Source organism: Lyngbya sp. CCAP 1446/10 (genome assembly GCF_026130175.1).
Lineage (GTDB): Bacteria > Cyanobacteriota > Cyanobacteriia > Cyanobacteriales > Microcoleaceae > Microcoleus.
In genome coordinates this window covers 33,176-54,012 of sequence record NZ_JAIGNI010000035.1, presented here as the reverse complement: position 1 = coordinate 54,012, position 20,837 = coordinate 33,176, and the positions used below count along the sequence as shown (strand labels likewise).

Below are 20,837 nucleotides of genomic sequence, written 5' to 3'. Positions count from 1 at the left end.
GAATAATGCGACGATCGGATATCATATCACTGATGACCAATGACTAATGACCAATGACCAATGACTAATGACTAAGAAAAGGCAGCGCGACAATAAATGTAGTACCTTTGTCGATCGCACTTTCCACACTTATTGTACCCCCGTGCAGATCAACTATGTGTTTAACAATGCAAAGTCCCAACCCCGATCCTTTAATATTGCCTACATTAGCACCCCGTTCAAACTGCTGAAATAATCTCCCCTGATATTCCGCTGTCATCCCAATTCCTTCATCTCGAACGGAAAAAAATATTTGCTGGTTTTCGCAGCTTAATTCTAAACTGACATTGCCGCCATTTGGAGAATATTTAATAGCATTTAAAAGCAAATTAGTCAGGAGGTTGTGCAGCAATTTTGCATCGAGATTGGCGTGCAGTGGCTCTTTTGGGGCGCGGAAAGTTACCAGGTGTTTGTCGGTGACGAGCGGTTGTAGTTCTTCTAAAAGATAGGTGCAGAACTCCGTTACATTTAGCTGATTTAAATTCAAGGAAAGTTTGCCTGATTCGGCTTTGCTGAGCATTAAAATATCCTCCAGCAATTCGCTCATATTGCGGACGGCTTTTTTGATGCGAGCGACATTTTTATTTGTACTTCCTGGCGTTCTCTGCAATTCGCTATCTTCCAGCATTTCAGCCGATAGCTGTATGGTAGTCAACGGAGTATTTAAATCGTGGTATGCCATTGAAATAAATCGCGCTCTATTTTCGCTCTTTGCTGCTGCCAATGTAATTATTTTTTGCAGCCTAACTGCTTCTTGATGTTTACTCAGCACTATTTTAATGGTGGCGTGTAGCTCTCTTTCTTTAAACGGTTTGAGGAGGTAGCCATAAGAACCAGTATTTTCGGCTCGCTGCAAAGTTTCGTCGTCGGCATAGGCAGTTGTATAGATAATTGGGATATCTAATTTTTGATTGATTATTGCTGCTGTTTCTATGCCATCAATGTCGCCTTTGATGACTATATCCATTAAAATTAAATCTGGTCTCATTTCGGCTGCGCGCTGTATGGCATCGACTCCAGAAGAAACGATGTCGGCGATTTGATATCCCAATTTTTCTAATTTTTTAGATAAATTTTTAGCGATTAATAATTCATCTTCGACAATCAAAATATTAATAATTTTTGCTGGTAAATCCATGTTTTTACAACCTCTGAGAATAGTTTAATTCGTTAAATGTTAAGTGAAATGCTGTGCCGATTTGCCTTGACAGTTCAATGGTTCCTTCTAACTGCTCGGTTAAAGTGCAGACAACTTGAAAGCCCATAGAGTTAGTTTTTCTAAAATCTAAGTTTTGAGGAAAGCCGACGCCATTGTCCTTAACGAAAAGGTGGATTTCTCCATCGCTCGTTTGATAGCATTCTACACTAACTGTCCCGCTAGTACCGTGAGGAAAAGCGTGTTTCAGGGTATTTGAAACCAATTCATTAGCAATTAAACCGCAGGGAGTAGCAGTCTCAATATTTAGGGAGATTGGTTCAGCTAATACCTGCAACTGAATCCGGTTGTCACTTATATTGTAAGAGTGAAACAAGTTACTGACCAAATCTTCTAGATATTCACCAAAATTAATTTGCGCCAGGTTAGTCGAGCGGTACAGTTTCTCGTGAATCAGAGCCATAGAATAAAGGCGATTCTGACTTTCTTCAAACATTTTGGCTATTTGGGGTTCGGCAACTGTGTTAGATTGTAATTCTAACAGACTAGCAACTACGCAGAGGTTGTTTTTGACGCGATGGTGAATTTCTTTGAGCAAAATCTCTTTTTCTTTGAGGGAGTTTTTCAAATTTGCTTCCGCTTGTTTGCGATCGCTCAGTTCCGTTTGCAGTTGCTGGTAGAGTAGAGATTGCTGAATGGCGATCGCCAATTGATTCACCAACTGGTGAAATAAATTGATTTCCCATTCTTGCCACTCTCTGGGCTTATCGCACTGGTGCGCAATCAGCAATCCCCAAAGTTGGCTGTGCTGAATAATCGGCACTACTAACTTTGCCCTAACTTTAATTTGTTTCAGAAACTCCACCATACAAGGTGCAATGGAGGGGTGATCTAGTTCGGATAACGCACAAATTCGCCCTTGCAAATAAAGCTGATAATTTTGAACCGGAAAAACCTCTTCGCCAAAACATCTATCCACCAGTGGGCTGCATCCTTCTGCCACCGCTTCGGCAATGACTCGGCCGCTTTTTTCCGGTAAAATTTGATAAACCAAAACTCGATCGGCTAACAAGACTTGCTGGAGTTCGGCAACCGTGGTATTGAGAATTTCCTCTAATTGCAAGGACTGGCGGACGCGACGGGCGATCGCCTCTACCAGCCGTTCTTGCTCGAACTGCTGTCGCAAAGCTATTTCAGCGCATTTAGAATTGCTGATATCGGCGGCGTAACCAATAATTTCGATCGGAATACCGCTGCTGTTAACCAATATTTTTAGTTCCGTCCGCAGCCAGCGGTAAAATCCGTATCCGTGCAGAAAGCGGTACTCGCAAATGCAATTTTTTCTCTCGGACAAATCAGAAAAATTTACGATAAATTGCGCTCGATCTTCCGGGTGAATACGGCTCGACCAAAAGTCAGAATCTGCTAACACCTCTTGGGGGTCGTAGCCAACGATTGCCTTAACGTTGTCGCTGATGTAAGTAATACAAAAATTCCCCGTCGGTGTGGCAGTGAAAATTACCGCTGGATTAGAAGCAAGTAAAAATTGCAGGCGTTCTTTTAACTGCTGCAATTCCATTTCTGCCCGCTTGCGGCAACTGATATCTTCGATCGCCCCCATGCTGTAAACAGGAATGCCATCGCGATCGCGAATCAGCGTCACCGTCAAGTTTGCCCACATCAACTCGCCATTCTTCTTCGTCAAGCGTTTTTCCATTTGGAAGCGAGAAATATTGCCATCGACCAACTGCTTGATTTGCTCGAATTCTGCTTGTAAATCTTCTGAGTGGGTGACATCAGCGAAACTCATTGCTGCCCAGTCCACATCGCCGTAGCCCAACATCTGGCGGTGAGCTTCATTCACCTTGATCATGCGGTAGTCGCGCACGCTTGCCAAACCGATCGCAATTGGAGCATCATCAAACAAATTGCGAAACTTTTCCTCACTCTTTTGCAGTGCAGCTTCTGCGTGTTTGCGAGCAGTAATATCCCGCGCTACCCAGATCACTCGATCGACTCCCAGTGGCGAAATACTGCCATCAAACCAGATTAACTTCCCACCAATTTCCATGCTGTATTCAACTCTGTGGGTTTCCCCAGATGCCAAGGTTTGGTGAATGTGGCTGAGGCAAAAATTAGCTTCCGCTTCCGGCAACATTTCGGCGAGGGTTTTGCCCAGCGCTTTAACAGCCCGTTTGTAGAGCAGTTGGGGAGACGTGGGGGCGACTTTGAGGTAGCGGCCGCTGGCATCGAAAACCAGCACGATATCCGTCATCGCATTAAACAGCGCCAGCAGTTCAGCTTCGGAGTTTTGCAATTTTTCTGCGGTCAATTTACCTGTTAATACGGCCTGTTCGTAGTGTTCAGTGCGTTGCTGGACTCGCTGTTCTAACTCTACGTTGAATTGTTGCAAAGCGGTTTCTGCAAGTTTGCGATCGCTAACTTGTTTTTCGATTTCTGACTTGTTTGCTAAGAGATCACACTGTTTTTGCTGAAGTTTTACAACTTCTTGCTCCAACATTTTGACGACGCTGTAAATTTCTGGGCGAATCTTTTCTTCGCTGACTAAACCTATGAGTTGACCTTGTTCGTCCACAATTGGCAAGCAATCGATCGAGTGTTGACAAAATAGCTTAAATGCGCTAAAAATATCTGTAAATTCTGATTCTTTTAAGATAATTAAATTCCGCGTCATTGCATCGACAACTTTCATTTCTTGCCATCCTGATTCGGTGGCTAGGTTCAGCATATCACCTTGGCTTAGCAGTCCGACTAGCTGATTTTCCTCGACAACTAAGACGCAACTAATCAATGGTTTTACCGTTGCGTTTGAGTCTGGCAGCGGACAAGGGTTTCTCGCCAGACGCATCAGGGCGATCGCATCCCCGACGGAAGTTGAGGGCGCAACCGTCACAGGATGGCGATCGATAGCTGCTAAGGGCGATCGTAAATTTGTCAACAAATTAGCAAATTCCATCAGTCTAGACCTAAAAAGTATTATTAACTAACTTTAGCAACACTTTTAGTCCTCAGCCAGATGACTGATAACTGATGACTCATGACTGATGACCGATGACCGATGACTAATGACCGATGACTAATGACTAATGACTAATGACTAATTGTTTTTTTACCAACCAGCAGATAAGTTTTCATTCCCCCTTTGCCTTTAACTTCAATAGTTCCCCGCTCCTGAAGCAAATATTTGTGTTCCAATAACTTATAAGTAGTTTCGCTGACTTGAATCCGCCAAGGCAAACCGTGAGATTCCATCCGGGAAGCAATATTTACCGTGTCGCCCCACAAATCGTAAATAAACTTTTTGATCCCAATTACTCCCGCAACGACCGGGCCGCTATGAATCCCGATGCGGATGCTAAAATATTTATTATTGTTAGCATTAAACCGAGCTATCTCTGTTTGCATATCTAAGGCCATTTGGGCGATCGCCTCAGCGTGATCGGCGCGGGGACTTGGCAGCCCTCCCACCGCCATATATGCGTCGCCGATAGTCTTGATTTTCTCTAAGCCATGCCGTTCGCACAACAGGTCGAATCCTGAAAAAATCTGATTCAGGAGTACCACGAGGTCGATCGGATTCATGACCGCAGACAAAGCTGTAAACCCCACAATATCTGCAAACAAAACAGTCACTTCGGGAAAGTATTCGGCAATAGTAGTTTCGTTTTTCTTCAAGCGTTCTGCTATTGCCTTGGGCAAGATATTTAACAGCAACTTTTCTGATTTTTCTTGTTCTTCCCGCAAGGCATCTTCTGCTTGCTTGCGTTCCGTAATATCGTGGTAACTCCAGACTCTGCCGATAATTTTATCTCCCAGCCGCTGCGGTTCCGAATAGCGTTCAAAAAATCTGCCGTCTTGAAATTCCAACAAGTCAAAACTTTCGGCTTCGGGCTGCTCGTAAAGCGATTCTATTCTCTCTTGGAATGCTTGAGGGTCTTTGAGTTGGTTCTGCACAAAAGCGATCATTGTCTCGTCGTCTCGCAGCGCCATCACGTCGCTAGGTACGCCCCACATTTCCACAAATTCTCGATTGAAAGTGACTATTTTCCCGTTCCTGTCAATAGCCAAAATACCGTCAGCAGTAGAATCAAACGTTGCTTGCAGCAAGGACGCAGATTTTGCTAGAGCATCTTCCGCCATCTTTCGAGCAGTAATATCTCGCAAAATAGCGCGAATCGCTACTAACGATCCTTCTGAAAACTTACAGCTTATGCTACCTTCTAGCAAAATTTGTTCGTTTTGTTGAGTGATAAATATTGCTTGAATATAGTCTGGATAAAATGTATTTTTATTGATGTTTTTTTTGACAATAGCTTGATACAATATATCAATAGACTCTTGGGAACTATTAGGATGAATAATATCAAAAACAGTCATTTTTGCAATTTCTGCTTCGCTATAGCCCAGAGTTTCCCGCCAAGCCCGATTCACATACAAAAAATGACCGTCGGCTCCAATACTTTGAATTAAATCAGTAGCATTTTCAAATAAGTCTCGCAGTTGTTCTTCGCTTTCCCGCAAAGCTATTTCGGCTTGCTTGCGCTTGATAAATTGACCAACTTGGCTGCCGATTGTTGCCATTGTCTGGAGCAATTCTTCATCAAAACACTGCACTTCGCGGCTGAAGAAAGTCATCACTCCCAACACAGATCTTTCAGAATTTTCCTGTTCGTAGTCACCCAAAATAGGGAAGCCAAAAGCTCCGTGCAGTCCTTCTTCGGCGGCGATTTCTCGGCGCAGAAAATTGTCACTTTTTGTGACATCCGCAATCCACTCCGAGGAACCGCTGGCCCAAATGAGACCAGACAATCCTTCCCCGAATCCACAGGTCATTTGTTCGGCCAATTCGGCAAATTTGGGGATAGAAACTGAGGGTTTTGTCCAACTCGTGACGCACCGCAGCAAATTGGTGTCATAAATCGTAGTTATTCTCTTACTTCCTAACAGCAGTTTTTTCCCAGCTTCCGGCATCCAAAGTTCGGCAGTATCCCATCCCAAACTGTCGCAAATTGCCGGGAGAATTGCTGCTAGAGCTTTTTTGATTGTTTCGGATGTAGAGAGGATGTGAGTGGTGACGTACTGAGCTACTTTTCGCTTGCGGGCTCGCTGTCTGTCTGTCATGTCGCGGCCAATGTACACGAAATCTTCGATGGCAGCCCTTGCTTCAGAAAAGCTTTTAATATCAGTCGGAATCGCCGTACAGGAAAACGAAACTGTGAGCTTTTCTCCGGTTTTTCCCGTGCAAATTACTTCAGTGCTAGTTTGAGATTGTTGAAGCGGCTCTTGGCTGACTGCTTGCAAAGATGCGCCCTCAGCAGCAAGGGTGTCTATTTGCTCGCCTACTAATTCTGATTCGCTGTAACCGAACAAATCTTGAGCCGCTTGATTGACTTTTTTGATTTTTCCCGATCCCGTTGTCACCAACAAAACTTCGGCCATTGAAGTAATGATTTTTTCAACATAATTATTAGTAGCGGCTAAGGTACTCAATAAAATATTCATTTCATTGGTAGCTTGGACTAGAGTTTGTTCCAAACCCATCCTGTCGGTTACGTCTTCAAAAAATACAATTAATCTGTGATCGTTCTCGTCATTTTTGAGTTCGACGATATACATATCAAAATAAAGCCGCGAGCCATTTTCTAATACCCGAGTTATCGCTTTAAATTCAAAGTTTGGCAACCGCCCTTCCAAAATATCGATTAAAATTTCTTCAGTTCCCACCAATTCGGGAAAGGGAAGGCGCACATCGTTGCCGGCAACTACTTCATCGGGACAGTCAGCAAAGCGCTGCACATTGAGAGATATCTCTTCGATGAAAAAGTCTTGATCCAGTGATAGGTACTCCAAGTGGTGGGGAACCAACAGTTTTTTTAACAGGGTTGTCATGTTGGATTTTTTATTGGTGAACGCGCCCTCTGTTCGTGATAGTCATTAGTCATTAGTTATTAGTTATTAGTCATTAGTCATTAGTCATTAGTCATTAGTCGATTTTAGATTGTAGATTGTAGATTGTAGATTTTAGATTTTAGATTTTAGATTTTAGATTTTAGATTTTAGATTTTAGATTTTAGATTTTAGATTTACTCCACAGATGAATCTGGCAGCTTGAACTTTTGTCTAAAATTTTGGGTTCGACCCTGACGCTCGCGTCGGAAAGCAAGTACCCATTTTGGGGCGGGGTGATGCCCAAATCGAAAATCTTCAATGCTTCAATACGAAAATTGTATTACCTCTATTTGTAAAAGGGAATGGTGACTATAAATGTAGTGCCTAACCCTGTGTCGCTGGAAAATTCGATTTGACCTCCGTGCAAGTCTACACACTGCTTGACTATGGATAAACCCAGTCCTGTACCGGGTATTTTTCCGACATTTTGGGCTCTGTAATAAGATTCAAACAGTTGTTCTTGGTCTTCTATAGGAATGCCAATGCCTGCGTCTTTAATTTTAAATATAGCTTCTTCATTACGACAATTTAATTGAAAATCAATATAGCTGTCGATCGGCGAATATTTGACAGCATTTGAAAGCAAATTTGTCAAGATGTGTCGCAGCAATTTGGCATCCAGTGCGGGCCAGTATTCTGTTTCCTCCAACTCCCGATCAGTTTGTTTCGCGGGCGGAAGAGATTTTCGGCAAGTAAAGTTAATTTTATGATTTTGTCCGTAACTAATTTTAATGGACTCTACTAACTCGCGGCAAAAATTTTGCAAGTCAACTGGTGCGGGATTGAATTGGAGTTTTCCTGCTTCGGCGCTGCTGAGCAACCGCACATCATCTAATAGCTGAGCCATATATTTAGATGCTGATTTAACGTGTTCGAGATATTCTTGTTTTTCCGCTTGGGTGATTTCGTCGCCGTATTCTTTAAGGATTTGAGTAGCAAATAATACTGTATTTAAAGGATTGCTGAATTCGTGAGCGAGCATCGAGAAAAAACGAGATTTTAGCTGTCTGAGTTCTTGCTCTTTTGCCAAAGAGCGGCGAATTTCCATGTCTTTTTGCTTGCGTTCTGTGATGTCCCTGCCGATATAGACAAAATCGTACAGCCCCTTTAATTCTGTCTGAATTGCCGAACAGGAAAATTCTACCCAAATTTCTGCTCCTGCTTTAGTAGTGCAGACTACTTCGAGTTCTCGAAGCAGCTCTTTTTGAGACAAGATATAGCGGTGGCGAGCTTGGTAAAGCAAGGTTTCTTCGACTACTATTATGGAGAGGGGATGGTCGATCAATTCTGCTTCGCTGTACCCAAATAACCATTGTGCCGATTGATTGACTGTTTTGATAATTCCTAAGGTTGTTGTCACTAACAAAGCATCGCCCATCGAGCCAATAACTTTATCTATATAATCTTTAGAAGCGGCTAAGGCGCTCAGCAAAAGATTAGCTTCATTCGCTCTTTGAATCAAGGATTGCTTCATCACCATTTTTTCGGTGGCATCTTCAATCAAAATTAGCAAATTACTTGCCATATCTTGTTCGTTTTCATGTTCTATAGCCAACATATCGAAGTATAAAGGGCGGTTGTTGTCGGTAAACCGAGCGATACCTTTGAGTTCAAAATTCGGCCGCCGTCCCATTGCGATGGACATCAGGATATTTTCAATACCAATCAGTTCGGGAAAACTGATGCGAGCATCTGCACCGGGGAGCGCCTCACCGGGAGTATCGGCGTAATGCTGGACTTCGGCGGAGATTTCTTGAATGATGAAATTGTGATTTACTATCAAATACTCTGTTTGTCGCTGGCCCAAGAGCTTTCTAAAAAGGGGGTTCATACTTGTTCTACCATTGTGTAAGCTAGTTTATGAAAAATTTCGTCAACGTCTTTGCCTGTTTTAGCCGATGTGGTGTAAACTGCTATTACTTTGTCTTGACCAATTGAGTGAGAAATTTCTACTAGCAGTGCCAATTTTTCCTCGTCAATTAAGTCTACTTTGTTCAAAGCGATGATAATTGATCCTTTGGGATTGACTGAAGAGAAAAGCTTAATGTGTTCGGAGATTCGCTCAACTGTTTCGGAACGGCTGACATCGGCAACGATTAAAACGCCGCTAGCTCCTTGCAAGTAAGTCGGTGCAATTCCTTTGAATTTTGTATGCCCTTCTAAGTCCCAAATCAGCAACTTTGCTGTGACATTTTCCTGCTGTTTGGTGTTTTCTAATATGATAGTTTTGCGGGAAATTTTTACTCCGACAGTGGAGAGGTACTCGTCGCTGAATTGCTGATCGACTAAACGGCGGATTAGGCTGGTTTTGCCGACGCCAAAGTCGCCGATCATGCACATTTTTTTAGATATAGTAACTGACATAATTATTTGCTGTTGATGGTCTTAGTTATTGGTTCAAATATCACGCATCTGCTTAAAAGTAGCGGTTGATTGGGTTCCACGCCTGCGGGAGGATTTTGGCTACCAACCACTTGGAGGCGTTTCGGGTCAGCACCGACGCGCACTAAAGCCTCTCGCACTGCTGCGGCACGCTGGAGCGACAACCGTTGATTTGTGACAAGTTCCCCAGTGCGATCGCTGTGTCCAATTATCTTAATCTGTTTTTGAGGATATTGATCCATGAAATTTTTGACACTGGCGATGATGTCTCCAGATGTTGAGTTTAATGTTGTCGTTCCTTGGTCGAAGTAGATGCGGCTGGAAATCTTCAGCGGATCTAGTTTAACAGTGCTGACGACGGACTGAACGCCGGGAATTTGCTTGAGGGACTGAGCAATTTTTTGTGAGTCTGCATCATCCATGACTGTCCCCTCTACTGTAACTTTGCGATCGCCATACTGACTAGAAATAGAAACGCCCGATAAGCGGTTCAAAACAACAGTAATCCGCTGCACCTCAGCCGCCGTCAAAACTGGATCGGGAGGTACATCTACAGCGATAATTTGATTGTCTAATTTCAGATTTGGTGCAGTTGATGCGGCTATTTTTGCGGCTTTTGCTCGCAATTCTGGATTTGGCAATTTTCCGGTTAACTTAAGAGTGTTGCCCTCAACGTCGACGCTTAAGCGGTAAACCGCTAATTCTGGGGTCGAGGCTAGAGCTAAAGCGGCATTTGCTTCGAGGCGGCGGTCGATGCTGCTGCGGTGCTGATAAATTCCCCAAGGTACTAAGATTAAGCTCAGCGCTGCCATGCTCAGGCCGAGCAGCATCAAGGGGGGTTTTGTTGATTTTTCCTTGTTGGGCGGGTCTAATAAACTTTGGATCAACGGGTGCAATGACTGCGGTATAGTACCGGGATCGCCGTTAAACTCGTGAATTAATTTAGCGTAATTAAGGATAAGTTTACTAACTGTTTGTCGGACTTTGTTGATGAACGAGTCTGGCGGTTCTCCTTTAATTACCACTGCCATGTAGCAGTATCCCGCTACTTCTAATATAATTTTTGAATCGCCGTATTCAATTTGATTTAGTTCGGAAATTTCTCCGGGCTGAACGATGCACTCGTTAACAAAGCTGCGAATAGCTGTGAGCATTCCTGCTACCATTTCCGATTCTAACTGGTAGTCGCCTGAGTGTTGAGATTCGGAAATTACCAAGCCTGATGCTTTGTGAATTAAGAATGCTGCTTGGACTGTAAAAGGTATTGATTCTCTGAGGATTAATTCAGCTTCGGAGACTCCTTGTACTTGGGAGCGAATTTTGCGCCCAACTCCTTCCATGCTCATGGCATTTGACACTTTTTCATTGATTGTCTTGATAGCTTCTGCCATGTATCTGGAAATAGTGCTGCCAATGACGGGATAGAGAGCATCCACCATAGAGTCGCGTTCGAGTGCTATTTGGGCTGTAATCGCTTTGCCCATTTCCGGGGCGAGGGCTTGGGCGATCGACTCTTGGTCGAGGCGAATTTGCTCTTTAATTGCCATGCCGATTTCTGGGGCGATCGCCTTAGCAATTTCTTGGGGCGAATTTTTTATTTGTTGAGCAAGGGCGTCTGGGAGCAATTCAGCGATCGCCGAACTCATTGCTGGCCTGTTTTCTACCGTTTTTGCCCTAATTACTTCATCAATAATTGGCACTATCGCCTTAACAACTTCTTCTCTGGAATCGGTAATTTTGCGGCTAAGAATTTCTGCGATCCAAGGCAGCATCAGCGCGATCAGCTCTTGGGGATCGTGGATTTGGTGTTCGAGTTTTCCTAATTTATCGTCGATGGTTGTCAGCAGGTGGCGCACCCCCGGCAAGTCATTTTGTGCGAGGAGATTTTTCACTTGCTCGATATCCGACATTTGCGAGCCAAAAATGAGATTTTGCAGCCTTCCCATCGCGTTGTCGGCTTCATTTAAGTCTTGTTTAATTTCGCCTAATATTTCTGCTCGCTGGGATATCGGTGTCGCCTGTTCTTGCAAGTCTGGCATTGACGGTAGCGAAGCAACCACCGCATCAAAATATATTTTTTCTGACGGCTGTGAAAGTGTGGGAACGGCGCAATTCGGATCAGTTGCTGCGGGTGATGCCACAGTTTGGGGAGTGGGCGAATCCTCTAAAGCGGTGTCAAAATCCTGGAATTTTTCCGCCTGTACGTACTGGGGAAAATCTGATTTTTTCGAGTTGGGCAATTCTGTTATCGGTGGCGATGCTTGCTCAAAATCCGTCTGAGCGATCGCAGAAACATCTGCTAAAACATCTATAGTTTTAGCTGAGGAATAGTTTTTCTCGAGGTCTGAACTGTTGAGTTTGTGAGTAGCGAATAGCCTACTTTTGGACTCATCTGCAACAGCCGGGGAAGCAGTGGAATCCGGTTGGCGAGAGCCAGTTTCTGGGACACTCGCTGCAATTTCCTCTGGCTCTGCGGAGGAAATACCTAGCAAACCCATCAACCCGCCGAGGGCTCCAGCTTGATTATTTTTGTCTCTGCTGTCACCTTCGGACTCTGGATTTTGCTGCGCTGTAATTTCCTCTGGCTCTGCGGAGGAAATACTTAACAAATCCATCAACCCGCCGAGGGCCCCAGCTTGATTATTGTTGTCGCTGTTGTCAGCTTCGGACTCTGGATTTTGCTGTTTTGAACCAGCAATAATTTTGAGATCGAGCAACAGATTCAGCAAGGGTTCTAGCTGGGTTGCTGCATGAGCAGCAGACTCGTCAGGTTGAGAAACAAAACCCTCTAGCTGATTTTCAACTTCCGGATTTTCTTTCGGTAAAGCCATGCGTTATTATCCGTGATTGTGGCGCTCCGGCAACAAGAATTCGTTATTTAACTTATTATCAGTAACGCCTTTAAGTTCGGGGACAAATTCTGTTCCTTTGAGCCTCATGCCTAGTTCAAACAGAATTTCTGCCATGTCGTCTCTGGAAACTTTAACATCTCTGAGCATGGAAAAGCGGCGATCGAGTTCTTCAAAAACCTGTGTTTTCAAAGTGCGAGTTTCTTCGGAGAGTCGCTCTCTGGTTTGGGAGAGTTCGTCGCGAATGGAACTGGTTTGATTGTCTATCGCCTCGTCGAGGGCTTCGATGGTGCTGGAGCATTTGCGGTTAACGCGATCGATTTGCTGCCGGAGATCGGTGGTTTCTTCTTGCGTGTTTGAGGTGAGCGATTTAACTTTTTTTTCTAACGAATCAACTGCGGCCCTCATTTCTGTGGACAGAACTGTTTTCACTTGTTCGATGCGAGCGTGCATATCTTGCTGCATCATCGACATCTCGGAATCTATTTTATCAAAGCGATTGTCGTATTCTCTAAGCTGCGCCCCGAAAATTATATCGCGAATCTGGTCAATATTTCCCAGGCGTTCGCGCATTTCTTCTTTCGTTATTTCGGCCATGATTTTACCTCGAATCTCCAAAAATTGTGAGTTTAAGAACTGTACTATATTTTTTGTTAAACGGCTAGTCGAACTGTTTGAGCAGGCTCAAAAGACGTACTGCCGACTTTTACTGTGATTGGTGAGAGTTGTCAGCTATAGGGGCTTTTTGACTTGGCATAGCTCGAATGTTAGACAGTCCCACCCCTTCGTCGGGGATGAGATTCTTGAGAAATTTCACTCTAAATCTCCTGAAATTCAGGTTCTTGGAGGCAATCATCAGAGCCACAACGAGGCTCCCGAAAATAGCGGTTTGCTATGCTTGCCTTGCAGCAAGCTGCTCAATTGTAGACTGTCTCGCAGCCAGCGACGTAGGTTTTAATGTTTTGTACAGATTTTTCTATGATATCCCATATTGACAGTGCCGGTGGGCCAGAGGGCCTGGCCACGGCAAAAAACGGGCGGGGGCGATCGCACAGGTGCCATTATGTATAAAACATCACTTGAAAGATCAAAGTCGGCGGTTGAAACCGCGCCAAGACAAACTTTCGTCCGCCTCCGCGGACTAAAGAGTAGAGTTCAAAATCTCTCCCCGTCTCCCCGTCTCCCCGTCTTCCCCTTCCCTATAAAAAAGCGTAGGGCCCGATCGACAACGACCAGACCCAATAATATGAGATCTTTGTTTTTTGTAACAAACGAGATGTGTTTCCGGTAAAGAACAATTACTTCTTACTAGGGTTTACAACTTGTGCAACTTTACTTTTAATCCGCAAGCACAATAAGTCTGACTCGACTGCGGTTTGGCTTGACTGCGCGATCGGCAGTTCTACCACTATTCCAAGTTGTGTTCGGTTAATTTCGGCTGCTCTTGGGAATCTAGACCGGAGACACCATGCCTATATCCTCGAACTTTGTTTCTAAGTATAGCGACCTCCTGTTTCTTTCTGTCCCGGTGTCTATTATTAAGTTAGCACGAGCTTTGGGAGGAGTAAAGCACAATTTGCAAAACTTGATGGGTCTTTACATTACTAAGTATAATGATATGAATATCCACATAGATGTAAGTTAGGACTCACGCACTCCGAACAAAGAAACCGGGTTTTTTCACCGAAATTGAGGATTTTAAGCAAGTATTCTGGTTGAAAAACCCGGTTTCTGGACATCCGTGCGTAAGTCCTATAAATTCTATTGTTGCGACATCTTTACATACTTAACAATTTTTGTCATGTCTATTTCTCCTAAGTTTCTCAGTGGTAGTCAAATTCGCCAAACATTCCTCGACTTTTACGCCGATCGCGGACATAAAATATTACCGAGCGCTTCTTTGGTTCCCGAAGATCCGACAGTGTTGCTGACGATCGCCGGAATGCTACAATTCAAGCCGATATTTCTCGGCCAGCGCACCGCAGAATCACCGCGCGCTACGACTTCGCAAAAGTGCATCCGCACCAACGACATCGAAAACGTCGGCCGCACCGCCCGCCACCACACGTTTTTTGAGATGTTGGGTAACTTCAGTTTTGGGGATTATTTCAAGAAACAGGCGATCGCTTGGGCTTGGGAACTTTCTACGGAAGTTTTCGGTTTACCGGCGTCCAATTTAGTTGTTAGCGTTTTCCGCGAAGATGACGAAGCTTTTGCGATTTGGCGCGATGAAATTGGCATTCCGGGCGATCGCATTCAGCGCATGGGAGAAGCAGACAATTTCTGGCAATCCGGCCCGACAGGCCCTTGTGGCCCCTGTTCCGAGATTTACTACGATTTCCACCCGGAAAGAGGCGATAATATTGACCTCGAAGATGATAGCAGGTTTATCGAATTTTATAACCTGGTTTTCATGCAGTACAATAAAGATGCAGAGGGCAATTTAACACCGCTGCAAAATCAAAATATTGATACTGGGATGGGATTGGAACGGATGGCGCAAATCCTCCAGAAAGTCCCCAACAATTACGAAACAGATTTGATTTTTCCGATCGTTCAATCGGCCGCAGAAATTGCCGAAATTGATTACCACAATAGCGATGAAAATGTCAAGGTTTCGCTGAAAGTAATTGGCGACCATATTCGGGCTGTGGTACACATGATTGCGGACGAAATTCGCGCGTCGAATGTGGGCCGGGGTTACATTTTGCGCCGGTTGATTCGCCGGGTGGTGCGCCACGGGCGGCTGATTGGGATTCAGGGTGAATTTACGGTGCGGGTGGCCGAAAGTGCGATCGCCCTTTCGGAAGCTGCTTATCCGAACGTGCGATCGCGCGAAGCTCAAATTAAGGCAGAATTGGCAAGGGAAGAGGCGCAGTTTCTCAAAACTTTGGAACGGGGAGAGAAGCTGCTGGAAGAAATTGTCGATCGCACAAAACAGCAAGCCAACAAACAAATCAGCGGTCAAGATGCCTTCACGCTTTACGATACCTACGGTTTCCCCTTAGAACTAACCCAAGAAATTGCGGAAGAACAGGGAATTACTGTTGACTTAGACGGCTTTGAAGTCGCGATGAAGGAACAGCAAACTCGCGCCAAAGAAGCTCATCAAACCATCGATTTGACGGTGCAGGGTTCCTTGGATAAGTTGGCTGAGACTATCCACAAAACAGAGTTTGTTGGTTATGCTGAATTATCTAGTTTAGCTGAGGTAAAAGTTATCTTGGTTGACGGCCAAGCTGTGGAATCAGCAGAGGCGGGAACCGAGGTACAAATTGTGTTGAATAAAACGCCGTTTTATGCAGAATCCGGCGGACAACTTGGGGATAAAGGTTATTTGAAAAGCGGAGAAAATGGTGATGGTTTGTTGGTGAGAGTTGATGATGTGAAGAAGGAATCGGATTTCTTTGTGCATTTCGGCTTGGTGGAACGGGGAACTCTAAAAGTTGGCGATAGTTTGACTGCGAAAATTGACAATAGTGGCCGCCGCCGAATTCAAGCCAACCACACAGCAACTCACTTATTACAATCAGCTTTGCGAAAAATTGTGGATGATTCGATTTCCCAAGCTGGTTCCCTGGTATCGACGGAAAGATTGCGATTTGATTTCAATTCTCCGCGCGCTGTGACAGCAGAAGAGTTGGAGAAAATTGAGGATTTAGTTAATAGTTGGATTGCGGAAGCCCACGCTGCGGAAGTTGCCGAAATGCCGATCGCCCAAGCGAGGGAAAAAGGCGCTACAGCCATGTTTGGCGAGAAGTACGGCGACGTGGTGCGGGTTATCGATTTTCCCGGCGTTTCGATGGAATTGTGCGGTGGGACTCACGTCAGCAATACGGCTGAAATCGGGCTGTTTAAGATTGTTTCGGAGGCTGGGGTGGCGGCTGGTACTCGCCGGATTGAGGCGGTTTCGGGCCAGGCTGTTTTGGATTATTTGAATGTGCGTGACAGGGTTGTGCGCGATTTGGGCGATCGATTTAAGGCGAAGCCGGAAGAGTTACCCAACCGGATTACTAATTTGCAGAATGAGTTGAAGGATACTCTGAAGCAGTTGGCTGCTGTGAAGTCGGAATTGGCGATCGCGAAATCTGACCAGTTGTTAAATGCGGCTGAGGATCTCGGTGATTTCAAAATCATTGTAGCTCAATTGGGAGATGTGGATGCAGAAGCGCTGAAAACTGCGGCGGAAAGATTGCAGCAAAAGTTGGGAAATGCTGCGGTTGTTTTGGCTTCGGTTGCTGATGTGGATAAGGTGAGTTTGGTGGCTGCTTTTAGTCCTGAAGTTAATCGGAAAGGATTGCAAGCTGGCAAGTTTATTGGGGGAATTGCTCAACTTTGCGGCGGTAAAGGTGGCGGGCGGCCTAATTTGGCGCAGGCTGGGGGACGCGATGTAAGTAAGTTGCAGGAAGCGTTGGAAAGTGCTCGCAATTTGTTAGTTGAAGGCTTGGGTTGATCTGGGTTTTGTGTAGGAGACTAAAACTCTTTTTATCTCTCGTTTGTAGCGGAGGCCAGATCCCCCTAAATCCCCCTTAAGAAGGGGGACTTTGATCGGAATATTGTCCCTATTTAAGAAGCAGAACTCTGAGTGCTTCTTGTCCCCCCCTTCTTAAGGGGGGCTAGGGGGGATCTGGCCTCGGCGGTAAACAGAAAACCTGTAATTAAAACTCTTTTTATCTCTCGTTTGTAGCCGAGGCCAGATCCCCCTAAATCCCCCTTAAGAAGGGGGACTTTGATCGGAATCTTGTCCCCCCCTTCTTTAAGGGGGAGTAGGGGGCAAGCTAAGGGGGGATCTGGCCTCGGCGGTAAACAGAAGTCTATCCCAGAACCCAGCCACCCACCCAGAAACCGGATTTTTCTCCCAAATACTTGCAAATAACCCTAAATCTCGATAAAAACCCGGTTTCTTGAGCCCCAGAAGCACACCCAAAAAACCCCTTGTTTTCCCCGCGCCAAAAAAGTACAATATCCCAAACATGGGTAGTGCAATGAAAAGCCAAAAACAAACCTATTTCGACCTAATCGAATCCCTGATTGACTCCCCCAACCAGGAAGCACAAATCGCCATCCTGAAATCCAAGGAAAAACGGATCGATGATGACTTTGCGGGATTTTTACGGAAGTGGGCAACTAAAATCATAGCAGGAAATAATTTCCGCCACGCTAGAGACATTATTATTAATATTTTAGAATTCAGTAACTTGATTCAAGAGTTTCCACTCGGTAGCAAACGCAGCAATATGGAAATTGCCATTGCAGGATATGAGGTGGGAATGAATTTTTTTAACCGATATGATGATCCAGAAAAATGGGCAGCAACTCAAAATAATTTGGCAACTGCTTACAGTGACAGAATCCAGGGAGACAGGGGTGATAATTTAGAAAGGGCGATCGCATTTTATGAAGCTGCTTTACAAGTTTACACCCGCCAAGCTTTTCCCGAAAAATGGGCAGGCACTCAAAATAATTTGGCTGCTGCTTACTGTGAGAGAATTAAGGGAGACAGGGGTGATAATTTAGAAAGGGCGATCACATTTTATGAAGCTGCTTTACAAGTTCGCACCCGCCCAGCTTTTCCCCAAGATTGGGCAACGACTCAAAATAATTTGGCTGCTGCTTACTCTGACAGAATCAAGGGAGACAGGGGTGATAATTTAGAAAGGGCGATCGCATTTTATGAAGCTGCTTTACAAGTTCGTACCCGCGAAGCTTTTCCCCAAGATTGGGCAATGACTCAAAATAATTTAGCAAATGCTTACTCTGACAGAATCCAGGGAGACAGGGGTGATAATTTAGAAAGGGCGATCGCATTTTATGAAGCTGCTTTACAAGTTTGTACCCGCGAAGCTTTTCCCCAAGGTTCGGCAGAGACTCAAAATAATTTGGCAAATGCTTACTGTAACAGAATCCAGGGAGACAGGGGAGAGAATATAGAAAAGGCGATTAAATCTCATAAAGCTGCTTTACAAGTTCGTACCCGCGAAGCTTTTCCCGAAAATTGGGCTCAGACTCAAAATAATTTGGCAACTGCTTACTATTCCAGAATTCAGGGAGACAGGGGAGAGAATATAGAAAAGGCGATCGCATTTTTTGAAACTGCTTTACAAGTTTACACCCGCCAAGCTTTTCCCGAAAAATGGGCAACCATTCAAAATAATTTGGGAGAAGCATACGGTGACAGAATCAAGGGAGACAGGGGTGATAATTTAGAAAGGGCGATTAAATCTCATAAAGCTGCTTTAGAATTCCGTACTCCTACCACCTTACCCCTTGACTGTCTGCAAACAGGCCGAAACTTAGGCGATTTAGGAGTTACCGAAAGCTTGTGGGAAACAGCCATCTTCGGCTACGAAAAAGCCATCGAAGCAGTCGAAAAAACCCGCGAGTGGGTAACATCCCAAACCCGCAAACGACAAATAATAGAAGAAAACCTCAACATCTACGAAAACATGATGCAATCCTGCATCAATCACAAACAATATCACAAAGCAGTCCAAACCGTAGAACGGAGCAAATCCCGCTACCTACTCGAACTCTTCACCAACCGCGAAATCTATCCCAAAACAGCCACAGAATCCGAGAAACAACAACTCAGAAACTTACGCAGCCAAATCGCCGCCGCCCAACAATTCCTAGAAACAGAAACATCGACTCCCCCTCTTCCTCCCCCCCTTACCAAGGGGGGGCCGGGGGGGGTTCCAGAAAACTCCGACACACAACGCCCAACTCAAACCCGCAGCCTCAGCCCCGAATCATTTCAACAAGAAAAAGACAACTTAGCAAAAGCATTGCAGCAATTAGAACAATTGCTGAAACAAATAAAACAGCAAGAACCAGAATTCGTTCTAACTCAAAAAGTCGTACCCATAGACATCGCCGAATTCCAACAAACATTAGATCCAGAAACAGCAATTGTAGAATGGTACATCGGCAACCCCAAATTTAACAAATACTGGGGAGGATCAGCCTTCATCATCACCCGCGACAAAATAGACTTAATACCAATAACCGCCACCGAATTAGCAGAATTAGAAACCTGGAAAAACGACTATCTCAACGAATACCGCGACAAAGCCAAACAAAAAATCTGGCAAAAAACCCTATCCGCAAAACTGCACAAACTCTCCGAAATCTTGCGCCTCAACGAGATAGTCGCCAAAATCCCCAATCATTGCCACCAACTAATATTAGTACCCCATCGCTACCTACATTTATTCCCCCTCCACGCCCTACCATTCACATCACAAACCCGGTTCACCCAAGAAACAATGTTGTTTCGCGGAAACCTCCTAGACTGTTTCTCCAGCGGCGTGAAATACGCCCCCAGTTTGCAACTACTAGAACTCGTACAAAACCGCCTCAAAACCCGCACATCTCCCGCCCCCGAACTTCAGCCATTATTTGCGATTCAGAATCCCACCGAAGATTTATCGAACGCCGACATGGAAGTACAAATCATCAAACAAAGATTCGACACCCATGACATTTTAATCAAACAACAAGCCACAAAAATCGCCTTCAACGAAAACCTCAAAAACCTCTCCAATGCGAGCTACATCCACTTTTCCTGTCACGGAGTCTTTAACTTTGACTATCCGCTGCTGTCCCTTCTAGCCCTAGCCGATTGTTTAGAATCAACCTCAGAAATTAACCCCCCCCAACCCCCCCTTGCTAAGGGGGGGCTTCAAGAGGATAGGCCCGAATCGCCCGAAACTCCCCGCTATGTGACAATGCGAAGCGGGCGAAAAGCCATCCCGGAAAAATGCCTAACTTTGCGAGAAATCTTTGCCGATTTAGAGTTAAGTAATTGCAATCTCGTGACACTCTCCGCCTGCGAAACCGGGTTAACCAGTTCAACAGAAATGACTGATGAGTACATTGGTTTACCCAGCGGATTCTTGTATGCTGGGAGTCTGAGTGTTGTGAGCACGTTATGGTCTGTCGATGATTTTGCGACGGCGATTTTGATGATAAAATTTTATCAGGAATTGCTACCGAAAGTTTCAGTAGCCGTCGCTTTGAACGCCGCCCAAAACTGGATGCGCGCCGTCAGCAAGGAGGATTTTAGAGTTTGGGTTAAATCCTTAAATTTAGATAAAAAATTGGGGCAAAGTGTGGAACTGTGGTTAGCATTATCCCCAGAGGAACAGCCGTTTAGCCATCCCAAGTATTGGGCGGCATTTTGTGCTACTGGATATTAGGGGAAGACTTTTTGGGTATCTGCGATGGGTGGGGGCGGGTTTTCGATTTCTGCGATTTGATGATATAAATTTCGGCGAACCCGCCCCTACAAATCTTGGTGTTTTAGATGTATAATTGTATTACCAAATGCCGTAGGGGCGGGTTCACCAACAATCGAAGATTCCCACAAACAATTTACATAAACCCGCCCCCACTGCGATTTGATGATATAAATTTCGGCGAACCGGCCCCTACAAATCTTG

At 44.8% G+C, this 20,837-nt stretch carries 9 protein-coding genes; 2 read left to right on the top strand and 7 right to left on the bottom strand.

The window, feature by feature from the left end; translation table 11 throughout:
• Nucleotides 1-64: 64 nt before the first annotated feature.
• From K4039_RS16045 to K4039_RS16015, 7 genes are all read right to left on the bottom strand, one after another.
• Entirely contained in the window at nucleotides 65-1,177 is a 1,113-nt protein-coding gene (locus K4039_RS16045; protein ID WP_265236471.1) for an ATP-binding protein, read from the bottom strand.
• Between the two features lie 4 nt (nucleotides 1,178-1,181).
• Nucleotides 1,182-4,172 carry a PAS domain S-box protein gene (locus K4039_RS16040; protein ID WP_265236470.1) on the bottom strand — a complete coding sequence of 997 codons (2,991 nt, stop codon included), beginning with the start codon at nucleotides 4,170-4,172 and terminating at the stop codon, nucleotides 1,182-1,184.
• Nucleotides 4,173-4,306: 134 nt separating this feature from the next.
• Nucleotides 4,307-7,105 carry an adenylate/guanylate cyclase domain-containing protein gene (locus tag K4039_RS16035; protein ID WP_265236469.1) on the bottom strand — a complete coding sequence of 933 codons (2,799 nt, stop codon included), beginning with the start codon at nucleotides 7,103-7,105 and terminating at the stop codon, nucleotides 4,307-4,309.
• 346 nt (nucleotides 7,106-7,451) lie between these two features.
• Nucleotides 7,452-8,996 carry a PAS domain-containing sensor histidine kinase gene (locus K4039_RS16030; RefSeq protein WP_265236468.1) on the bottom strand — a complete coding sequence of 515 codons (1,545 nt, stop codon included), beginning with the start codon at nucleotides 8,994-8,996 and terminating at the stop codon, nucleotides 7,452-7,454.
• Complete coding sequence (locus K4039_RS16025) at nucleotides 8,993-9,529, bottom strand: Rab family GTPase (RefSeq protein ID WP_265236466.1); 537 nt, start codon at nucleotides 9,527-9,529, stop codon at nucleotides 8,993-8,995. Before K4039_RS16025 ends, K4039_RS16030 begins: the two co-directional genes overlap by 4 nt.
• 2 nt (nucleotides 9,530-9,531) lie before the next feature.
• A complete protein-coding gene (locus K4039_RS16020; protein WP_265236464.1) occupies nucleotides 9,532-12,378 on the bottom strand; it encodes an OmpA family protein in 2,847 nt (948 codons plus the stop codon).
• 6 nt (nucleotides 12,379-12,384) lie between these two features.
• On the bottom strand, nucleotides 12,385-12,993 hold the full coding sequence (locus K4039_RS16015) for a hypothetical protein (RefSeq protein WP_265236462.1): 609 nt from the start codon (nucleotides 12,991-12,993) through the stop codon (nucleotides 12,385-12,387).
• A 1,204-nt stretch (nucleotides 12,994-14,197) separates the two neighbouring features.
• Here K4039_RS16015 and alaS point away from each other — a divergent pair.
• Both alaS and K4039_RS16005 read left to right on the top strand, forming a co-directional pair.
• Nucleotides 14,198-16,849, top strand: coding sequence for an alanine--tRNA ligase (gene alaS / locus K4039_RS16010; RefSeq protein ID WP_265236460.1), 2,652 nt, complete (start codon nucleotides 14,198-14,200; stop codon nucleotides 16,847-16,849).
• Nucleotides 16,850-17,381: 532 nt separating this feature from the next.
• Nucleotides 17,382-20,594 (top strand): CHAT domain-containing protein, encoded by a 3,213-nt coding sequence (locus tag K4039_RS16005; RefSeq protein WP_265236458.1) that lies wholly within the window; start codon nucleotides 17,382-17,384, stop codon nucleotides 20,592-20,594.
• Nucleotides 20,595-20,837 lie beyond the last annotated feature (243 nt).

Bases quoted from the DNA above. Each gene is read 5' to 3' on its own strand.
- K4039_RS16045 (WP_265236471.1), bottom strand. From the start codon at position 1,177: ATGGATTTACCAGCAAAAATTATTAATATTTTGATTGTCGAAGATGAA.
- K4039_RS16040 (WP_265236470.1), bottom strand. From the start codon at position 4,172: ATGGAATTTGCTAATTTGTTGACAAATTTACGATCGCCCTTAGCAGCT.
- K4039_RS16035 (WP_265236469.1), bottom strand. From the start codon at position 7,105: ATGACAACCCTGTTAAAAAAACTGTTGGTTCCCCACCACTTGGAGTAC.
- K4039_RS16030 (WP_265236468.1), bottom strand. From the start codon at position 8,996: ATGAACCCCCTTTTTAGAAAGCTCTTGGGCCAGCGACAAACAGAGTAT.
- K4039_RS16025 (WP_265236466.1), bottom strand. From the start codon at position 9,529: ATGTCAGTTACTATATCTAAAAAAATGTGCATGATCGGCGACTTTGGC.
- K4039_RS16020 (WP_265236464.1), bottom strand. From the start codon at position 12,378: ATGGCTTTACCGAAAGAAAATCCGGAAGTTGAAAATCAGCTAGAGGGT.
- K4039_RS16015 (WP_265236462.1), bottom strand. From the start codon at position 12,993: ATGGCCGAAATAACGAAAGAAGAAATGCGCGAACGCCTGGGAAATATT.
- alaS (WP_265236460.1), top strand. From the start codon at position 14,198: ATGTCTATTTCTCCTAAGTTTCTCAGTGGTAGTCAAATTCGCCAAACA.
- K4039_RS16005 (WP_265236458.1), top strand. From the start codon at position 17,382: ATGAAAAGCCAAAAACAAACCTATTTCGACCTAATCGAATCCCTGATT.